The sequence below is a fragment of the Paenibacillus sp. 203 genome, assembly GCF_037027525.1.
GTDB lineage: Bacteria > Bacillota > Bacilli > Paenibacillales > Paenibacillaceae > Paenibacillus > Paenibacillus polymyxa_B.
This window is the reverse complement of sequence record NZ_JAXCHD010000006.1, coordinates 139,459-157,132: the sequence shown is the minus strand read 5'-3', so window position 1 is coordinate 157,132 and position 17,674 is coordinate 139,459. Positions and strand designations below refer to the sequence as shown.

At 48.5% G+C, this 17,674-nt stretch carries 22 protein-coding genes and 1 pseudogene; 3 read left to right on the top strand and 20 right to left on the bottom strand.

Annotation, left to right across the window (positions count from 1 at the left end; all coding sequences use genetic code 11):
- Positions 1 to 10 precede the first annotated feature (10 nt).
- Complete coding sequence (locus tag WA407_RS15675; protein ID WP_336077739.1) at positions 11 to 673, top strand: futalosine hydrolase; 663 nt, start codon at positions 11 to 13, stop codon at positions 671 to 673.
- A complete protein-coding gene (locus WA407_RS15670) occupies positions 674 to 1,531 on the top strand; it encodes a 1,4-dihydroxy-6-naphthoate synthase (protein WP_336077738.1) in 858 nt (285 codons plus the stop codon).
- Between the two features lie 157 nt (positions 1,532 to 1,688).
- Here WA407_RS15670 and WA407_RS15665 read toward each other — a convergent pair whose 3' ends face one another.
- The 6 genes from WA407_RS15665 to WA407_RS15640 form a co-directional block, all read right to left on the bottom strand.
- On the bottom strand, positions 1,689 to 2,009 hold the full coding sequence (locus WA407_RS15665; RefSeq protein ID WP_014277849.1) for a hypothetical protein: 321 nt from the start codon (positions 2,007 to 2,009) through the stop codon (positions 1,689 to 1,691).
- 313 nt (positions 2,010 to 2,322) lie between these two features.
- Complete coding sequence (locus WA407_RS15660) at positions 2,323 to 2,613, bottom strand: hypothetical protein (RefSeq protein ID WP_013311821.1); 291 nt, start codon at positions 2,611 to 2,613, stop codon at positions 2,323 to 2,325.
- A gap of 18 nt (positions 2,614 to 2,631) precedes the next feature.
- Positions 2,632 to 2,958 (bottom strand): hypothetical protein, encoded by a 327-nt coding sequence (locus WA407_RS15655; RefSeq protein ID WP_254326715.1) that lies wholly within the window; start codon positions 2,956 to 2,958, stop codon positions 2,632 to 2,634.
- Between the two features lie 29 nt (positions 2,959 to 2,987).
- Complete coding sequence (locus tag WA407_RS15650; RefSeq protein ID WP_235308429.1) at positions 2,988 to 3,332, bottom strand: YkvA family protein; 345 nt, start codon at positions 3,330 to 3,332, stop codon at positions 2,988 to 2,990.
- Between the two features lie 9 nt (positions 3,333 to 3,341).
- The gene (locus tag WA407_RS15645; RefSeq protein ID WP_235308428.1) at positions 3,342 to 3,956 is read right to left on the bottom strand and encodes a hypothetical protein; all 615 of its coding nucleotides are present in this window, start codon (positions 3,954 to 3,956) and stop codon (positions 3,342 to 3,344) included.
- A gap of 84 nt (positions 3,957 to 4,040) precedes the next feature.
- Entirely contained in the window at positions 4,041 to 4,970 is a 930-nt protein-coding gene (locus tag WA407_RS15640) for a DMT family transporter (protein WP_235308427.1), read from the bottom strand.
- A gap of 148 nt (positions 4,971 to 5,118) precedes the next feature.
- Here WA407_RS15640 and WA407_RS15635 point away from each other — a divergent pair, with 148 nt between their 5' ends.
- Positions 5,119 to 5,997: a LysR family transcriptional regulator gene (locus WA407_RS15635; RefSeq protein WP_322160397.1), complete on the top strand. Its 879-nt coding sequence runs from the start codon at positions 5,119 to 5,121 to the stop codon at positions 5,995 to 5,997.
- A gap of 241 nt (positions 5,998 to 6,238) precedes the next feature.
- Here WA407_RS15635 and WA407_RS15630 read toward each other — a convergent pair whose 3' ends face one another.
- The 14 genes and pseudogenes from WA407_RS15630 to WA407_RS15565 all read right to left on the bottom strand — a co-directional run bounded on the left by WA407_RS15630 (position 6,239) and on the right by WA407_RS15565 (position 17,481).
- Positions 6,239 to 7,816 (bottom strand): sigma-70 family RNA polymerase sigma factor, encoded by a 1,578-nt coding sequence (locus WA407_RS15630; protein ID WP_336077737.1) that lies wholly within the window; start codon positions 7,814 to 7,816, stop codon positions 6,239 to 6,241.
- A gap of 142 nt (positions 7,817 to 7,958) precedes the next feature.
- Positions 7,959 to 8,375, bottom strand: a complete 417-nt coding sequence (locus WA407_RS15625; RefSeq protein WP_336077736.1) for a hypothetical protein — start codon at positions 8,373 to 8,375, stop codon at positions 7,959 to 7,961.
- A gap of 640 nt (positions 8,376 to 9,015) precedes the next feature.
- Positions 9,016 to 9,114: pseudogene (locus WA407_RS15620) on the bottom strand (iron-sulfur cluster assembly accessory protein); the annotation flags it as partial.
- A 777-nt stretch (positions 9,115 to 9,891) separates the two neighbouring features.
- The gene (locus WA407_RS15615) at positions 9,892 to 10,344 is read right to left on the bottom strand and encodes a phBC6A51 family helix-turn-helix protein (RefSeq protein ID WP_336077735.1); all 453 of its coding nucleotides are present in this window, start codon (positions 10,342 to 10,344) and stop codon (positions 9,892 to 9,894) included.
- On the bottom strand, positions 10,341 to 10,844 hold the full coding sequence (locus tag WA407_RS15610) for a hypothetical protein (RefSeq protein ID WP_336077734.1): 504 nt from the start codon (positions 10,842 to 10,844) through the stop codon (positions 10,341 to 10,343). Before WA407_RS15610 ends, WA407_RS15615 begins: the two co-directional genes overlap by 4 nt.
- 54 nt (positions 10,845 to 10,898) lie before the next feature.
- Positions 10,899 to 12,908: a phage tail tape measure protein gene (locus WA407_RS15605; RefSeq protein WP_336077733.1), complete on the bottom strand. Its 2,010-nt coding sequence runs from the start codon at positions 12,906 to 12,908 to the stop codon at positions 10,899 to 10,901.
- A 75-nt stretch (positions 12,909 to 12,983) separates the two neighbouring features.
- Entirely contained in the window at positions 12,984 to 13,328 is a 345-nt protein-coding gene (locus tag WA407_RS15600) for a hypothetical protein (RefSeq protein WP_336077732.1), read from the bottom strand.
- Positions 13,329 to 13,502: 174 nt separating this feature from the next.
- Positions 13,503 to 13,880, bottom strand: a complete 378-nt coding sequence (locus WA407_RS15595) for a phage tail assembly chaperone (protein WP_336077731.1) — start codon at positions 13,878 to 13,880, stop codon at positions 13,503 to 13,505.
- A 66-nt stretch (positions 13,881 to 13,946) separates the two neighbouring features.
- Entirely contained in the window at positions 13,947 to 14,393 is a 447-nt protein-coding gene (locus WA407_RS15590) for a hypothetical protein (RefSeq protein ID WP_336077730.1), read from the bottom strand.
- Positions 14,394 to 14,622: 229 nt separating this feature from the next.
- Complete coding sequence (locus tag WA407_RS15585; RefSeq protein WP_336077729.1) at positions 14,623 to 15,324, bottom strand: hypothetical protein; 702 nt, start codon at positions 15,322 to 15,324, stop codon at positions 14,623 to 14,625.
- A 20-nt stretch (positions 15,325 to 15,344) separates the two neighbouring features.
- Complete coding sequence (locus WA407_RS15580) at positions 15,345 to 15,665, bottom strand: cold-shock protein (protein WP_336077728.1); 321 nt, start codon at positions 15,663 to 15,665, stop codon at positions 15,345 to 15,347.
- Positions 15,662 to 16,015, bottom strand: coding sequence for a hypothetical protein (locus tag WA407_RS15575; RefSeq protein ID WP_336077727.1), 354 nt, complete (start codon positions 16,013 to 16,015; stop codon positions 15,662 to 15,664). Before WA407_RS15575 ends, WA407_RS15580 begins: the two co-directional genes overlap by 4 nt.
- Positions 16,015 to 16,296, bottom strand: coding sequence for a hypothetical protein (locus tag WA407_RS15570; RefSeq protein WP_336077726.1), 282 nt, complete (start codon positions 16,294 to 16,296; stop codon positions 16,015 to 16,017). The genes WA407_RS15575 and WA407_RS15570 overlap by 1 nt, the downstream gene beginning before the upstream one ends.
- Before the next feature lie 249 nt (positions 16,297 to 16,545).
- Positions 16,546 to 17,481 carry a hypothetical protein gene (locus tag WA407_RS15565; protein WP_336077725.1) on the bottom strand — a complete coding sequence of 312 codons (936 nt, stop codon included), beginning with the start codon at positions 17,479 to 17,481 and terminating at the stop codon, positions 16,546 to 16,548.
- Positions 17,482 to 17,674: the final 193 nt, after the last annotated feature.

Below are 17,674 nucleotides of genomic sequence, written 5' to 3'. Positions count from 1 at the left end.
GAATCAACCGATGGAGCATACAACATCAGATGGGCGCATCCTGGTTATGACCGCGGTTGAAGCCGAACGGGAAGCTGTACTGCGGGGCCTGAAAGGCGATACCCGTTTTGTGGTCGAGCTGGCTGGCGTGGGCGCACCGTCCGCAGCGGCTTCAACCGCGCTAGCACTGGCGGCGGCCGGTGACTACCGTCTGGTCATCAGCGCCGGAATTGGTGGCGGCTTCGTCGAGGTCGCTGCACTGGAGAGCGTCGTTGTTGCTGACGCGATCATTGCCGCCGACCTGGGGGCAGAGACGGCAGAGGGCTTCAGCAGCGTGGACGAGCTGGGTTTCGGCTCAAGCCGGATTACCGTGAACGTTGCTACCGCGCAGCGATTCGTTCAGGCGTTGCGTGCCGCTGGACAGACGGCTGTCGCGGGGCCGATCCTGACCGTCTCCACAGCCACCGGTACGGCGGCAACAGCGGAACGGCTGGCCAAGCGCGTTCCCGGAGCTGCTGCCGAAGCGATGGAAGGCTACGGCGTAGCCGTGGCGGCAAATAGACTGGAACTGCCGACGATGGAAATCCGCACGGTTTCCAATGCTGTCGGTCCACGTGACCGTGCAGCCTGGCGGATCAAAGAGGCTTTGCAAGCGTTGGAAGCCGCATTTTCTACATTGACGGAGGTTATATAGATGCAAATTGCTTTTTCACCTTGTCCCAACGACACTTTTGTCTTCCATGCCCTGGCGCATGGATTGATTCCGGGCGCACCCGCGCTGGACATTACATTTGCCGATATCGACATCACCAACAATCTGGCGATCACACCAGACGGACTGGATATCATGAAAATTTCGTATGCTGCACTTCCTTGGGTGCTGGATGAATACGCCCTGCTGCCTTGCGGAGGCGCACTAGGTCGGGGGTGTGGTCCGCTCGTGCTGACCAAGGAAGGTTCCACCGTCGAAGGCCCGGAGGCCCTGTCCGGCAAGCGTGTAGCCGTTCCGAGTGAACGTTCCACTGCCTATCTGCTGTTCCGCCTGTGGGCAGCCAAGCATGTGCCTGGGGGTGTCGGCGAGATCGTCGTGATGCCGTTCGACCAAATCATGCCTGCTGTCCGTGACGGGGAGATAGATGCCGGGCTGGTCATTCATGAAGCACGGTTCACGTATCCGTCCTACGGACTTAGTAAGCAAGTCGATCTGGGGAACTGGTGGGAAGAAGATACAGGGCTCCCAATCCCGCTCGGAGCCATTATTGCCCGACGTACGCTGGATTTGGATGCGATCACAAACTGGATACGCGCCTCTGTCGAATACGCTTGGAAGCATCCAGAAGCTTCGCGTGAATATGTATTGTCTCATGCGCAGGAGCTTTCACCCGCTGTCGCCCAATCTCATATCGACCTGTATGTTAACGATTTTACCGCCAATTTGGGCGACAGCGGATATGCCGCCATCGAAGCTTTGCTTGGTCGCGCTGCGCAGGAAGGGCTGGTACCTTCGTTTGATTTAGCCCAACTGCGCCCTACTTCCACAACAACACGTTAAAAGGGACAGACATGCCATGCATGTTTTTCTGCTGAATAGAGTAGTTTAAACATATAAAACCTCCCGAACGAGCACATGGCCTAGCCGTGCGCCCCATTCGGGAGGTTTTATCATTTCATATGGCGAATCCTCATTCGGACTCGCTTGATCCTTATTCTTAGTTCTGTTCCTGCTCCACAACCTCGGTCTTAAATACGTTATCCAGTTTGGTACCCAATCTTTTGACCAGCGGCACCTTGATATCCCGGCTCAGCTCCTTGAAAAAAGCGTCCATGTCACAATTAATCTTATCCAACACGACCTTCACGGTGCCCTCTGCCAAGATCTGCTCATTCAGATCCTCCGGTACGGTAACCGAGATATCATACTTCTTGCTTAACGTTTTAATGTAGCGGGTAAAGATTTCGATAAGCTCCTCATTGTTGAACTTCTCAACTGCAACTTGCCCTTTGTTAGTAAATTTCAAATTCACTCTCACGTTAGCATTTCCCCTTTTCCTTTTGACCATTTATTTTGGATAAACGTTGAACCTTTCAGAGGCTCTTCAAAGAAAGGGCCTTACCGGTCGTTTTAGACTCTTGTCCTTTGATATACTAAGTATAACACATTAAGGCCGTTTTCATTTCCCAACTTGTCGTTTTATGATAAAAAATGATACAATTTGCGCATTTTCAGCATAAATTCTTTCTTTTCATGCCAATAATTAGAAATAGTTTATACACAAATACACAAAAAAACGCCTATCTCGCAAAAGAAAGACGTTTCCGTATAGATGCCCAAGTGGTATGCATTTACAGAGGCTTCGTACATTCCCAACCATGTGAACGATACTCACGCACAGCGTCTCGTATATCCTCAATATCATCAGAATGCAGCAAAACGGCAGGTAGAATTACCCAATATTCATTCTCCGCTAGATCAATAAATACGTCCTCGACATCGTAATATTGCATATCGCCAAATGCCGTATCCCTGATTTTCTGTCCAACCAAAGGTGTAAACTGGGAATCAAATGTTTTCATCACCTTCGTATATTCCTTCACGCCCGTTGCCGAGATCTGCTGTGAAATAATGACGCTCAATGCTGTTACCTCCCTGACCTAATAATGCTCATTATACCCTTCTCTCAGACCCTCTACAAAACCTTGCGCAAAAAAAATCATAAAAATCAATAGTCCAATACCAATAGCTACGGAGCTGATTACGATAATGAAGATACCCTGCGTGTTTCTTTGTTCCATCTTTCTAGTCAAAATTCCGAAAACAAGACCTATGATCCCCAACAAGCCTCCAAAGACAAAAAAACTAAATATGAACCCCAAACCTGCAAAAATCCAGCCAAAGAAAGCGAGCAGCCATCCTTGCTGCTGCGGCTCACTCTGCTTCATCTGCCAGCGTTCCCTCGCTGTAGGTGTATATCTGTCCATTCCTTCTCCCCCGCATCATCTTGCAATCCTTAAGAAAAAAATTCGCTCGCCTTCTCCCGATGGGCAGGCTTGATATGCATATCCAACACTTTCAAAGCTGCTAGCACAACCCCCGCATCATCCGTGAACCCTAGCATCGGAATAACATCCGAAATCACATCCAATGGTGAAATAAAATACGCCAAGGCTCCGAATGCTACCCCTTTGGCATAAAGAGGCGTTTCAGGATCTATTGCACAATAATACATGGCTACAGCATCCTTCAAAAAGGGCACTTTTCCAGCCGTAGACTTTACCTTTTTGAAAAATCCCTTTTTCACCTGTTCTTCCTGTTTTGGGTCATACTTGGCTTTGGTTACGTCAAAATCCTTCATAGGTTCCTCCTATTGCTGACCGGTGAGTTTGAAAGTGCCGCCTTCCCGCTTACCAAGCGGATAATTTTGAACCGTCAATTCCACCTTCGTATTCTTATCCCATAGCGGAAGCTTGTCAGATGTACCGTACTCTTTCATAGCTATATTTATGACTTCCTCCGCCTTCTTCGTCAAAGTAGCAGAAGCCATATTATATTTACCATAACCTTGATAGGCACCGCCAAAACCAAGATTTGGTTGATTATTCACATTTAAAAGCACACCCTGCAACGTACCGTTCTCTGCTACATCAAAGGTCACTTTTTCCAATACAAAATCATCAGTAACGACAGATGTCTGTTCCAATTGATGCGATATAGATGACAGGTTGGCTGCTAATCTAACCCGTTGCAGCAGCGCCTCTGTATCGTTTTGTTGCTTCGCCAATGCTTGTGTTGTCTTATTTAGTGATGCGTTCGCTAAAGTTAAAGTATTTACCTTCGTATTCAGATTATAATTCCATACCGTCAAGGCTATACATCCTAGTACCGCTACTCCTGAAATGACTGTTGCTACAACTGCGAGCTTACGAACAGAATGTGGTTGCGGCTCCACAGACTGAGTATGAATGCTTAATTCTCCCATATCAAACTTCCTCTCTACTTATATAGTCATATTTTACTATTCTCCTCTCTGTTAATCTAGTATATTTTTCCTAATCCCGTATTTCTATGCATTTGTACAGGAATTCGTTTCATCAGCCTTGGAGCTTCGGTTCCTCCGTTTTCCGGGAGATGCTGTATTTACCAGATACACACTACCTGCAATCAGCACCAGCCCCACAACAAACGTCAAAGTAAGTGATTCCTTGAGCATTACCATACTAAAGACCGTGGACAACACCGGTATCATAAACGTATAGGAGCCGACGGTTCCCGCATCTCCGTTGTCGATTAGTTTAAAATAAATCATCCAGCCCATCGCAATCACGAATATCGAAATAAACAATAAAATTGCGATAAAGGAGGTCGTCCAGTGAATGTCACTCCATTTCTCGGTCGTAAATCCAATGCCATTGAGTATGATCCCCCCAAAAATGAGTTGCATCGTCACCGCCCAAATGGAGTCTAATTGCTTGCTTTTCTTCTTCATATAAATTGTTCCGAGCGCCCAGCATAGTCCTGAAGCTAGCCCCAACACAATGCCCAGTACAGACAAATGTCCTGCCATTCCACCAGAGCTAATCACGATCACTCCGCCAAAACCCAGTACCAGTCCAACCACCTTCAGGGGAAACATACGCTCCCCTAGCCACATCCAGGAGAATAATCCCAACAGGATCGGCTGAAGGAATACTAAAGTGGAAAATAACCCAGCAGGCAAATAACGCAGCCCTACCGTCTGTAAGCCATAGTAGCCTGCAATATTAAATATGGCCAGCACCAGATAAGTCCACCCATTCTGTCTAAGGCGTAAGGTTTCCCGGTTACGCATAGCGAACAACAGCAGAATCACACCACCCAGTAGGGTACGGATTCCTGAAAAAAATATCGGCGGCGTATCTGGCAGAGCCAGCTTGGTCAACGGCCAGTTGATCCCCCATACCATTACTAATATCAAGACAAGCCACAGCGTAGCTTTAGGTGTTAATTTTTTCATAGATGTCTTCTCTCCCTTAGATTTTCATCGCTCATTGCTTACGACTAAAATCTGAATAGCCGTTTGCAAAGTTTTGCTTTACTAGCTTATACTGTGGTCACTAATAAATAAAATGAATGTTTTCAATAAGGGAGATAACTTTTCACTTATGACCATTACTCAAATTATGATCTTCGTTCGCGTAGCTGAAACGCTAAACTTCACCCAAACTGCCCATGAGCTGCATATGACGCAGCCCGCGGTCAGCCATGCCATCGCCAGCATCGAAAACGAACTGGATGTCCAGCTATTGCTGCGCGACCGAAAAAAAGGAGTGCTGCTGACCGATATCGGGCACAAAGTACTGCTGGAATTTCGTATGATGCTGCAAAGCATGGAAAAGGTACAGCAGCAGGTGGCTGCTGAAAAAGGTCTAGACGTGGGCACAATCACGATCGGTGCCTTTCCTTCTGCTTCAGCCTATTTTCTGCCCCCGATTATTCATCATATTCGTCAGCATTATCCGAACCTTGTTTTCGATCTACATGAAGGCTCCACGAATGAAGTCAAGGAGTGGGTGCATACCAGAGAAATCGAGGCGGGTATCATCCTGTTGCCAGACCCTCAGGTAGATGTAATCCCATTATGTCAGGATGACATGGTTATTCTCCTGCCAGACGGTCACCCTTTGCAATCGCACAATAAAATCGCCATTCGAGACTTGAATCAGCAGGATATGATCTTTTGTAAAGGTGGACATGAAGTCGCCATTATGGAAGGTTTTGAACGCGAGCAAAGTCAGTTGCAGGCACAGTTCATTACTCATAATATCAGCACCTTGGTCAGCATGGTTCGACAGGGACTAGGTATGGGTATTGTTTCTTCGCTTGCCTTGTCCACGTTCCCTCATAATCTGACCGTCAAGGAAACTTCGCCTCTGATCACACGTCAAATCGGTATAGCTGTACCGTCCCTGCACAATGCTTCACTTGCTGTACAGTTATTTGTGCGGACCGCGCAGGAGCTGTTTACAGATTCGAAGCAGTAGAAGCATTGGTAACGAGATTTTGGCAGGTCTATAATGTTTCCTAAATATTACTTAAATCATATTATAAGAGGTGTCTTTTCATATGCAGGAAAATCAATTCATTGGACCAGATAGCTAAGTTCCTAACCTATTCCCGGTGATTTTTTCTTGTTTTAATATGGTGTACTTAAAAAAATAAAAAGGAGTTTTCCATAAACGGAAAACTCCTTCGCACGTTAAGCTATTTACTGCTACAGCTTGTTCAATGTCGGACCACCAATTCTCCGGCTACATCATCCCAGCGCCAAGAAACCTCATGTCCATGGAGATGCAGCCCCCCAAACCACTCGTCGATTCCTTGAACTGCAATGCGGTCCGCTGATCCATTCAGTACTTCTTTACCCAACTCTGTCAGAATTACCTTTCGGTTCAGAAAATCTGGAATTTGTCTGAAATCCAAGCCGACCTCATCCCCGTCAATGATCAGCAAAGGATGTTCGCCTTGCGCCAAAGCACGAATAAATTTCCAGTATTCGAGATCACCCATGCCGAGCACATGCAGGATGTCAGTTACCTGACGAAATAATTTCAATGGTGTATCCACTCCATTATGAACGGTCTGAAGCGTGGTCTGTTCCACAATGCCCAGACCATTCCGCTCCGAGGGCAACCGCTTGAGATGCGCTGTGAAAGCTTCATAGGCAAAAGGCAGGCCGGAGGCTGCCAATTCTGCCTTCTTGTCTTCCAGCAGATTAGCCATTTGAGCAGGATCAGGAGAAGCATACGCCTGCCAAAGCTCGCTTCCGAGCTCCATTTCTTGCCGTTCAATAGTTCGCCAGGTCCCGGATAATGTCTGAAGCTGTGCCGGAGTGAGCTGTCCCAGACCATGAAACCGTTCGATTCCCGGAAACTCCCCAATACAGAGTAGGCTCAGCTTCGTGCGGCCCAGTTTCTGTCTCTTGAACCAGTGGAGCAGATAGGCGAGCATGCTCTGATCAAACAGGTCATGCTCAAACCACAATACGACTTCATCATACTTGATAAATTCACGAAGTTTCTGCTCTTGTTCCTCACATGCCGTAATATATTCGCTGGCCGGAATACCCATCGTTTCTTCCAACACCCTGGCCCGCAATGCCCGTTCTTCCGCCCCCGCTGGATTTGCAAATATCGGTCCTGCCGGATATACCTCTCTCCATACAAGCACGTCACCTTGTACAACACCCTGCTTCAACATGTCACCTACAACATCACCGTTAACAATATGTAGCATGTTTTGCCCTCCCTCATACAAATGATTGAACACGGAGACGAGGTCGGCCACCGGGAGTGTACCTTTCAATTTTCGGCGGGCATCGTGCAGCCGCTTCTTAAGCGTCGGGACCGGAGTGCCCAAATAATCGGAAATTTCCTGAAGAGAGTAGCCGTAAAAATAAAACAGCCGCAGAGGCACGCGCAGCTTGGCAGACAGTGCCTTCACCGATTGTTGCAGAACTTGGCTCTCCTCTCTACGCTCCGCAATTTCTGCCAAACCCGGTACTCCTCCCGATACCTGCACAGCTTCATCCAGAGGAAGCATCGAATGATGCTTGCGACGCAGCATCCGCTGGCACTGTCTTACGACAATAGTCTTGAACCAGCCTGGAAAAGCTGCCGGGTTCTGTAGCTTCTCCAGATTCTGATAAGCCTCTATGAACGCATCCTGCACGGCATCTTCCGCGAGATGGACATCCTTCAGCATGTCATAGGACACGGCATATGCCATTCCGTGAAAATGCAGCATCAGCTGCCCGAACGCTTCTGCATCCCCTAGCCGCGCCTTTTCAACCCACTCCCTCATACGTCCCTAGCCTCTTTTCTTTCGTGTTCTTATTCTTAAGTGCCAACTCCGTGGGGGAAGGTTACAAATCATGTTGATGGAAAAATGAAATGATTGATAAATAGCGTCACTGAATACAGCAACCATATTAACAGACTCTATCTCAAAAGAAGCATAATGTAGCCACAGGTTGTTGGTTTTCAATAGAAATATACCATCCTTTATTTTTTACGAGGTTAAGTTCAATATGACTTCGACCATGTAGCCATAGCAGTTCATCCAGTAAAAACGCCAATCCATCCTTACTACGCAAACGCTCGATCAGTTCTGTAACGACTTCCATAATCTCACGCTGTATATTCTTCGCTAGTTGGAGGCCCCCACTTTCCCCATCCACATAAAGATATGGATGATCCGGTTGATCTATCTTTCGTACATGCCGCAGACACAATATCCCATGTTCAAGATAAAAAAAATAGCTACGATCATACAGAACTCCCTCAAATAATTCATACATATGAGGGTTATCATCAAGTCCATATACCATGACAACTCTTTTTAAGCCAACTGGATTGCTCATATATACTTTCACCCCCTCAGAATTGTAATTGTAAATTCCTATACTTGAAATTTTAGTGAAGTAAAACTCTAATTTAAATAATGTGAACTTTTTATTTGATAAGTCCTGGATGTTTGTATGCAATACTGTAATTTATGTATAAGAAGTCGTTCATTAAATACATCCGCATATATTCTCTCTCAAAAATCATCCGCAATATGGTATATATACCGAGTTAACTTCTATTATATTAATGAGGTACTCATAGTATATGTTTTGAATTCTTATAATTAAAATGGAGAGTGATACGATGGATTTTATAAAATCTATTTACACAAAACAAAACGTAAATAGCTCAGTACTCTTTTTTGCATTTTTAGTTTTATATAGTGTCTTTTCGGAGATTGAAATTAAACCCGTAGTTCTCTTACTTTTTACAGTTGTATTCGCGTTTTTTAATGCCCTGAGTAAATTGGTCCAATCCATACGTAGTGATAATGATCTTAAGTAAAGTAATCTTTACACATTAAAAAGACCTCCAGGACGAATATAGTACGTGACTATACCGTTCTGGAGGTCTTGATTTACATTTTCGAATTCTTAACGCCCCATCATGAAGGTTTGCAGACAATTCATTTTCATTGTACCCTTTTAAACTATCTTAACAAGGCTCTTCGTTCGGTTTTCCGGCATCCGTAGCCGTACGGAAGCTTGAACCGCAGCCGCATGTAGCTACAGCATTCGGATTATGAATCGTGAATCTGGCGTTAGGCTCACGTTCGGCCAAAACCGCGTCAGATCAACGTTTTTGAGCGTTGGACAGGATTGTTAATTCGTATGACTACTTGTTAATCACACGCCTCTACAGCGCATAATCACGTTAATCGTATTCTACCCTAATGGAAGGCGTAACGCAACGCCTATAAACGAAGAAAAAGCGCCTGCCTCCGAAGAGACAAGCGCTTAGTTTATCGTTATGTTAGGTTATCCCCGAGATAAAAAATACTGTCTGGATTTTTCGTACTCCAGATTCCGAGCCGCGCGAGGGGGCGCTTGGGGGTACGCGGTTAATCCTCATAGCGCTCTGTCTTCGGTTTACTCAGCGTTTTTCACCGACTCATTTACGTTAGCTTTTGAATCGGACACTCGGACGCACTGGCCCACGTGCCGGATAAATATACAACGGGTGTATACACTGGAGATTGTTAATTTGCAATCCGCAATCCTGTGTAAACGTCCGAATCCCGCGCCCCGTCTACGTTTAACGGACAGCTACGAAAACGTACCGTATACACCGTATATACATTTCCAGTTAATACGCGAGAAAACCGCATAACAGCGCGGCCTAACGGGTATACACGCTGGTAATTTATGCATGGAGGTAGATGCATAAATATCTCGTTTAACCAACGTAGGATGCGGCACTTAAATCCGCTACTACGGAAGCTCCCGCGCCAGCCAACCCCCGAGTTTTAAGGCGGGTGTGCGTCAGAAGCTTCGTGTAGGTAAAACGGGCTATCTGTCCGGAATCGTCGGACTATCCCGCGAGCATTCGGTCCAGTTCTTCGATGTCTTTGCGGATAGCTTCGTCCGATCTACGTTTGTTCTCGACCTCTTCACGCATATCGACAACCTCCGTCCGATCCGTTAGCAATCCGTATCTACGCATGAACAGGTCGATTGCCTTTACGGAAGGCATACCGTTATTTCCGCCCATGATTGCTTTCATCAATTGAGTGTACACGGTCGACCGCATCGAATCAAGTTGACGCTCGGCTAAGTAGTTGACGTAGGCAGCGAACGTCGTCTGCGCCTTCCACTCGTACAACGTCGAACGCGCTATGCCGAGTTCGTCCGCAAGCTCCTGCATTGTGCGCTTCTTTCCACCGTCGGAAAGTAGTTCGCCCCACTCGTTAGATACGAGTAATTGCGCGGCTCGTTGCTGCTGCGGTGTAAGCTGTTCCTCCAGTCGTATACGCTGTGAACTCATTCGGACTCCTCCTCTATACGCTTCCTCACATCAGCTATTGCGGCTTGAAACGTTTCCTCATCGCTAAACGCTTCCGCCTTTTTCAATGTGTCCCTACTCGTCAACCAATTGAGCGCAATATGAAGGCTCCGCACTTGAGTATTAATGTCGAGTGTATCCAGCTTATCCTCGTCTATTGCGTTGTTTACGCGGTTAATAACTCCAAGAGACAGCTCAACGCCCAAGCCCGGTATGCTGCAAAGCTTCTCCCCCGCGTGTTTCAGTAGCTTCGCATAAACCACGTATTGAGATAGTCTATCCGTATCAATACGTGTAACCTCGCCCTCGGCCAGTATCCGCGCGTACTTGACCATGATCGCGGTAAAAGGTTTGAGTCGGTCAATTATAGCGAGCGCCAGCGGAGTGCTGACGAGCTCGGGTAATGGTTTCGGGTACGGGTCTAACCCTTGTTCAATACGGAGTTTACGTATGCGCTCCGTTAAACGTGTGACGCCGTTCATACAATCATATCCCCTTTCGTAAGTAAAAGAGCGAGCCGAAGCACGCCCGTAAGTTTAAGCACGTGACAGCGCCTTTACAAGCCGCCCACACAGTACCTCGATGTCAGAATCATTGTTAATCGTGACTCCGCCGAGATATATGTTCACGCCTCCTGAACCACCCTTACCACGCTGCTGGTCGCGCCATTCGGATGCTTCGTGCTTCGTTAAGACCGCCTCATCACGGTGAAGTGTAGCGGGATAACCGTTCATAGGTACCCGGTCAAGTCCGCCCGCGTGCTTATTGCCAAGCTTTTTCCGCCGCTCCGCATTATGTGCCGCCAACTGGTCGTCTGGAACACCGCCCATCCACGTAGGCAAGTGCTTATTCGTCCAGTCAAAGAATCCATTCACAGCGTCGCTCGATCCAAGAGACTTCGCTCCCTGACCAATGTAAACATTAGATGCACCGCCCCCTGCTCCTATTGCAGCCCCCGCGAGTGCACCACCAGGACCAAATAAACCTCCGACTATTGCCCCGCCACCACCGTTAAGCACCGCACTAGCGATAGGGTCATTAGCGATCGCTTTCTGTATCCCGTCAATTAATCCAGACCCAAGTTTTAACCCGACACTCACAAACGTTGGTACGGCTGCTTCGAGAGACGATGCCATGAACTGAACGACCTGTGCTGTCAATTTCTCTACAGCGTCTCGCCCCCCACCATTCCACCAATTGGAGAACGCCTTTTCTATCTTTTCGAAGGCGAACGCGACTTTACTTTTAATGTCTGGAAGCTTCGTAAACTCAGGGTTATTAATAAAGTTATCCTTGAGGAACGTTTTAGCGGTTGTTACTGCGCTCTCTACCGCTGCGGTAATCTGCGGAGTGTACTTAACGACGAAGTCTGCGGCAGCTTGCGCCAGTCGTTTTAAGATCGGCATCGTCGGAAGCAACGCAGATATTTGCAACGTTTCAATCGCGCCCTGGAACTGCTCGACCGCACCAGCTGCGTTATCCATCTTCTTGGTTGCGACCTGTAATGCGGTGACATTCGCCATCTCTTGTTGGAATTTCTTAACGCCGGCCGCACCCTCTTTGAATAGATAGTTACCCGCACGAATCGCATCGGACCCGAACATATCATACATGTAGGTTTGACGCTGTTCAGCGGTTAATTTACTGAACCGATTTCTCAGCAAATCCGCTACCTGTGCCAGGTCTTTAATCTCGCCTTTATTATCGTAGAACGCGGAGTGAATGAGGTTACTCGCTGTCAGGAACTTCTTCGTTTCCTTTGCCGACTTAGCCGTCCCAACCTTGAGCCCCGTCTGAGCTGCAACGTATTTCTCGATGTCCTTCGTAACCGCCTGTACAGACATTCCCGTAGATTTGATTCCCTTTTTGGACATGAACGCCAGAGCATCCGTAGTATTAACAGTCAGTAAGTTGAAGTCCTCGAACAAGCCGTATGCCTTATCAGTCATGGGAGTCAGGTTCGATAGCATCGTCTTCAGCGATGTACCTGCGGATGCCCCTTTCAGACCATTATTCGCAAACAAACCGAGCGCCGTATTCGTATCTCTAAACGACATACCAACACCGTCAGCTACGGAGCCAACCTCAGCTAGGGAATATCGTAAATCGTGTACGTCCGTAGCTGAGGCGTTCGCTGTGCCCGCCAAGATATCAGCAGCCTGCGCCGCAGTTAAGCCGTCTTTCTTAAACGAGTTAAGCGCGGTCGACATAATTTCCGCAGACTCCGCTAGGCCGAGTCCGCCCGCTGTTGCGAGGTTGAGCGCTGCGTTAAGTCCGCCCGCTTGGACCTGCGCGGTGGACATGCCCGCTTTCAGAAGCTCCTCGATCCCTTGTGCGGCCTCGAGCGCGCTATATTTTGTTAACGCCCCCTGCTCGAGCGCGAGTTGTTGCATGGCTTTCGTTTGCTCGTCGGTCGCGCCTGTTAACGCCTGAACCGTCTTCATCTGCGACTCGAAATCCATCGCTTTTTTAACGGAATCCGCCGCGAAAGCAATCCCCGTAGTCGCAACACCAATCCCCGTTGCTGCCACGCCAAATTTCGTCATATTACCGAATGCCTTACGTAGCGGGCGGCTCAAGTCATCTACTAAACGTAAGTGTCCTACCAGATCGAATGAAATTTAAATCGCCGTCCTTTCGATCGCACGCACCAGGAGTCCCAACACCTTGTAAACCGCCATAGCCGGTCCTACTACGCCTTTTCCAGCCCGGACAGCTTCGTCTACGTCGTCGATCGCGGGAAGTAGCTTCCTCATGCGGAAGCCCATTGCTTGTACACGCACCATGTCTGAAGCTTCAAACTTTGCGGCCACTTCGTTCCATATCGCTGCCTGCTCAGGAAAACTATCTGCGAAATCATACGAACCGGGACGCTTGTGCGTTAAGACCGATTCAATCAACCGAATTATGGGCGTTACGCGCTCCATATCTGCGAGAACGCTGTCCGGTAGTTTAGACTTGCTCATTCGTATTCCCCCTTTATCTTTGTTGCGCCGCCTTCGCTTCCCGTTCGAACTGGAGCATCATCGACGCGTACATAAACATCCGGTGTCTCCGGTCTTTCGCGTAAACCTCGTCGGGCGGGATGCCGTGACGCTGAAAGATTTCATGCAGCACGTAAGCTTCTCCGCCCGACTTGATTAGTTTTTTGCGTCTTGGATAAGCTCCGCGTCTCCCACGAATCCGGACAGTCTCAGCAACGCTTGTACGATGCGGGATTGTTCCCCGGGTAACAGCGCCTTTTTAACGACGTCGGCTGCGTCGGAAGCTTCGTAATGGTCCCTTAGCGCCTTATCGTTAAGATCCGGATCAGCTACGGCTTTTGAGATGAGCAAACGGTTAAATAGCGACTCGTCGACACTGCCGTCCTTACCCGTCGTTGCCTGTGCGCGAGCTTTTTCGAGCATATCCTCGTCTAGTGCTTTGACGATGAAGTCCGTACCCAAACGCGGAATATACACGCCTTCCTGTAAATCCGTAGTGGCTCCGAGTAACGCTTCAAGTCTGCTTGTTGTCATATAATCAGCCTCCGTATGGTATTTTTGGGAAACAAAAAGAGGCCCCGAAGGACCTCCGTGCTATCGCTATTCGATTTCTCTGCCAGGCGCTACGCTTGTCCGAAGTATCTTGCCGTAATTGTATGCCCTCGTGATCTCCATATCGGAAATCCCCCACACCTGACGTCCGCCTCCGCGCCAGTGCAACGCCGTTTCCGGAAAGCTGGGCCGGTTTTCCCATTTCTCTCGACCGGGCTCTGTCGCCTCTACGGTATTCTTGTAGATATCAGATGCATCTTTTTTCAGAGTATACAAGTCTAAGAGCGCCCTCAAATACACATACTTGGCATCCTCAATTGCTCTCAATTTATCGTCATAATGTCGTTGGAAATAGTCCAGCGCCTCAGCCCGCCCGGTACGCATTGCCACTTCCGCAAGTGCGCTCCTCTCATCGGATGACCGTACGGACGCCTTAGACGCTCGTGCTTTGGCCGCCGCGAGATCACTGGTGAGTTCGGCAACCTTACGTTGCAACTCGGCCTCACGATGTACATTTCTGGGTGTCGGATCGTCTAGCGTTGCGTCCCCCGCTTTCCGAAGTTCTGCGTTGGTTTTTTCGAGTTCTGTAGACAGCTCGACGGCATGGGAATAATGAGCCTCCACTACCCTGTCTATCTGTGCCTTGACGTCATGATACGCTTTAATTGCGTCTTGTACTTTCTGCGGTAATTTAACCATTTAAACCATCCTCTCTACTATCCGGTCACTCTCCATGTACTTGTAAAAACGACTCGTGATCCCGCAACACCTTGTCCGTGAGTTCTTCGCCCAATGTAGGGGCGGCTCCTAATCGGACCATTGAGTTAACAGGCTGCGCAGCCCTAAGTCGAGCAATCTCGTCAAGATTCTGTCTTGCCTGTGTCTTCGCGTCAGTCTCTGCCGTAGCCTTTATTTGCTCATATGAAGTCCGCAATCGTAACGGATCGGTTATGTGTTTGTTCAGCTCGACCCCGGTATTTGCAAAGTCGTCTACGATGATTTTGGCAATGTACGGATCGCGGATGTCCTCCATAAATTCTAGGAGCTGTTGGGCAGCGCGTTTGTTATTGAATACGAGCAATTCCGTTTTTAGAGAGCCGTACTTATCGGTGAACTCCCGTAATTGCTCGGCGGACGGTTGGGGATTCGGAGCGCTAATCACAGCGCGAACGCTCTTTTCCGCTACGTCCAACTCGGCATCTATAGCGGCTTTATTGGCGCGGATAATCTTTGCCAGTTCGACAGCCCCTTTTTCGCGTATTCCGCGCGCCTTTTGTGCGATGCCTATGCCCGATAAAGTCGGGTCTTCTTGCGCTTCTTTAACCTCTTTTTTTACACGGGTGAAGATATCATGAGAGGCTATGATGGAGCCATCTCCATAAATCAAATCTTTTACTTTTTGGATAGTATCGTTGTAAGTTGTCATTGTTCATTTCCCCTTTTAGTTTAGTTTGCTTGTACGTCCTTCGCCGCAGGCTTGCCGCCCCTACCTTCCGTTAGCACGTAACTCACGCGCAAGCCGACCGGTACTTCCGCCGTATCGAAAGATTCGCAGTCGGCTATGTGGAAGAACACGCGATCCTCACCGGACGAAATGAATCCGTAGCCGCGATCGCTAAAGTACGAAACTACACCGGATTTACGTTTTACCTTCGCTGGCTCGTCCGACTGGCGGCGACTATATCCGAGTGACGGGCCGATGTTGGCGATCTCATCACCCGTACCGATGCCGCCTGTCCACGTTTTTGAATTGATGAATTTACTCACGCTGATTCCTCCTCTTGTTCTTCCTCCGTCGCGTTTGACCATGATATCTTTGTACTCTGCTTTCCCGTCAGCCGATTTTGTACAAGCTTGCGACCATATCCGCTCCCTCTTTTGGTAAGGTGATAATGGCCGAGTACATTGCAGTGATAGTCGACGATATCTGCTCCGAGGCATCGATGAACTATGCGCGTCACATGCTCAAAATTAGACCAAGCAACGTCAATAAGCGGATAAGCTTCGTAAGTTACGTTATGGCGATCTATGACGCTGCCGTTCTCGTCCGCGAGAATAACGAGCGTCATCGTCTTGTCGCCTGATACATACACATGCTGATAAACGGTCGCTTTCATCAAATCGCCTCCTCTGCGGCTAGGTATAGCGCAACAGCCTCCGGCACATTCGACTCGTACTCGATCGCCTCGTCCTTCTTCGTCAGCTTTCTCGCAACGACTCCGCCGAACGTCAGGCTTTGGATTGCGCATTCGACCTCGTCCCCAAATTGAACGGGAAACGCCCGATCCAGTACGTGAATGGGCTCCGCCTGGCCTTCGCGGAATATTTCGACACGCTCGTTACATTGAGGGCCAACTTTAATTAGCGTGTGCCTCACGTTTAGTGATTTGGTTTTCATACTCGTTGCCTCCTCATTATCGTCTAGCAACCTGCGTACTTAGATAGCGACACGGGATTGAAGAGTCTCCGCGCCACACCTTGCAGCGCCTATCCGTTTTCGCCATCGCGTGGAGTAGCACACAGCTTGAATCCGGTTTGAAATACGGGCAATAGGCTTTCGCGTCATCTTTAGCGCTAATCTGTTTCACCTCCTGAAAGCACGACAAATAAGCCGCCTCGAAATTCGGGCCGCCTTGGTGATGCGTTTTTAATTGAAGAGAACTTTAATCGCCGTCAGCTTTTCCGCTGACCCTGCGAAGACAACACGCGGATTAACTATAACCCGGCGCTTCCGTTTATCATGGACGTCGGGCACGAGCAGGAAAACGTTCTTGCCGTTGAGCTTAACCGCGTCGAGTGCTTTGCGAAGTTTCTGCGCGTCCTTATAACCGAGTAATGCCGCGAGTCTCTCGACGTCCATCGGTTGCAGCCGGTCTTCCTGCGTCTCTTCAGGATTAAAACATACGATGTTAGTGTTGAAGTTGATAAACGGAAGCACCGCGTAGAGGATCGCTAATTGTTTGACTTCACGGCCTTTTCCGTAAGTCTCATACAAGCCGCGTACAGTATTGCGGAACATACAGATATAGCGGTACTCGGAAAGATCGTATGTGTTCTCTTTCTTGATCTCGCCACGATAGAATATTGACGGGTTCATGTATAAGTCCCCGGTCTCCTCGTCCTCCGAGATGATTGATTCCGCGACCAGCTTCCTGTGTAGTTCGGAGTATCTAACACGGTGCATGCCGAGGAGATTGGCAAGGCCGGCGCGTTTAATGGGCCGCCCGTTGTCGTGCTGGAGCCTGCCGCCGTCGTAACTCGTATAAGTCCCGAGGAACATTACACGAGCATAATCGGATTGACTGAGCGACGGGAACCGCTCGATAAATGTTTCGCAGCCTTTAAAGAGCGCGAACACAAAACCGCCGTGCTCCTCCGCCCATTGGCCGAGTACTGTGACGTTACGCGCCCCGCGTGCCTGCGCCTCAGTTGTCCGGATGACTGTGTCAATCGTAGAGGAAAGTCCGGCTTCTGCTAGCAGTTTATCGGCACGCTCCTGCGCTACGATCGCAGCCCCCTTCGTCTTTTGCGGTAGGTTTCTCCAAACTCGATTGGCACGTGATCTTTTATCAGAATTGCTCATGTTACCCCTCCCAGATAAAAAATATCATGCTTTTCAGTTACAAAATCGGCAAGATATCATGCTTTTCAGTTACATAAATTTTTGGTGATTAGAGGCTAAAAACCCACGTCTGGCGCGGCTTTCCTCTGTTTTTATCGACTTTTCGGAGATTCTATCCCTATAGTAAGTCTTATTCTTTTTTTCTTCTTGGACG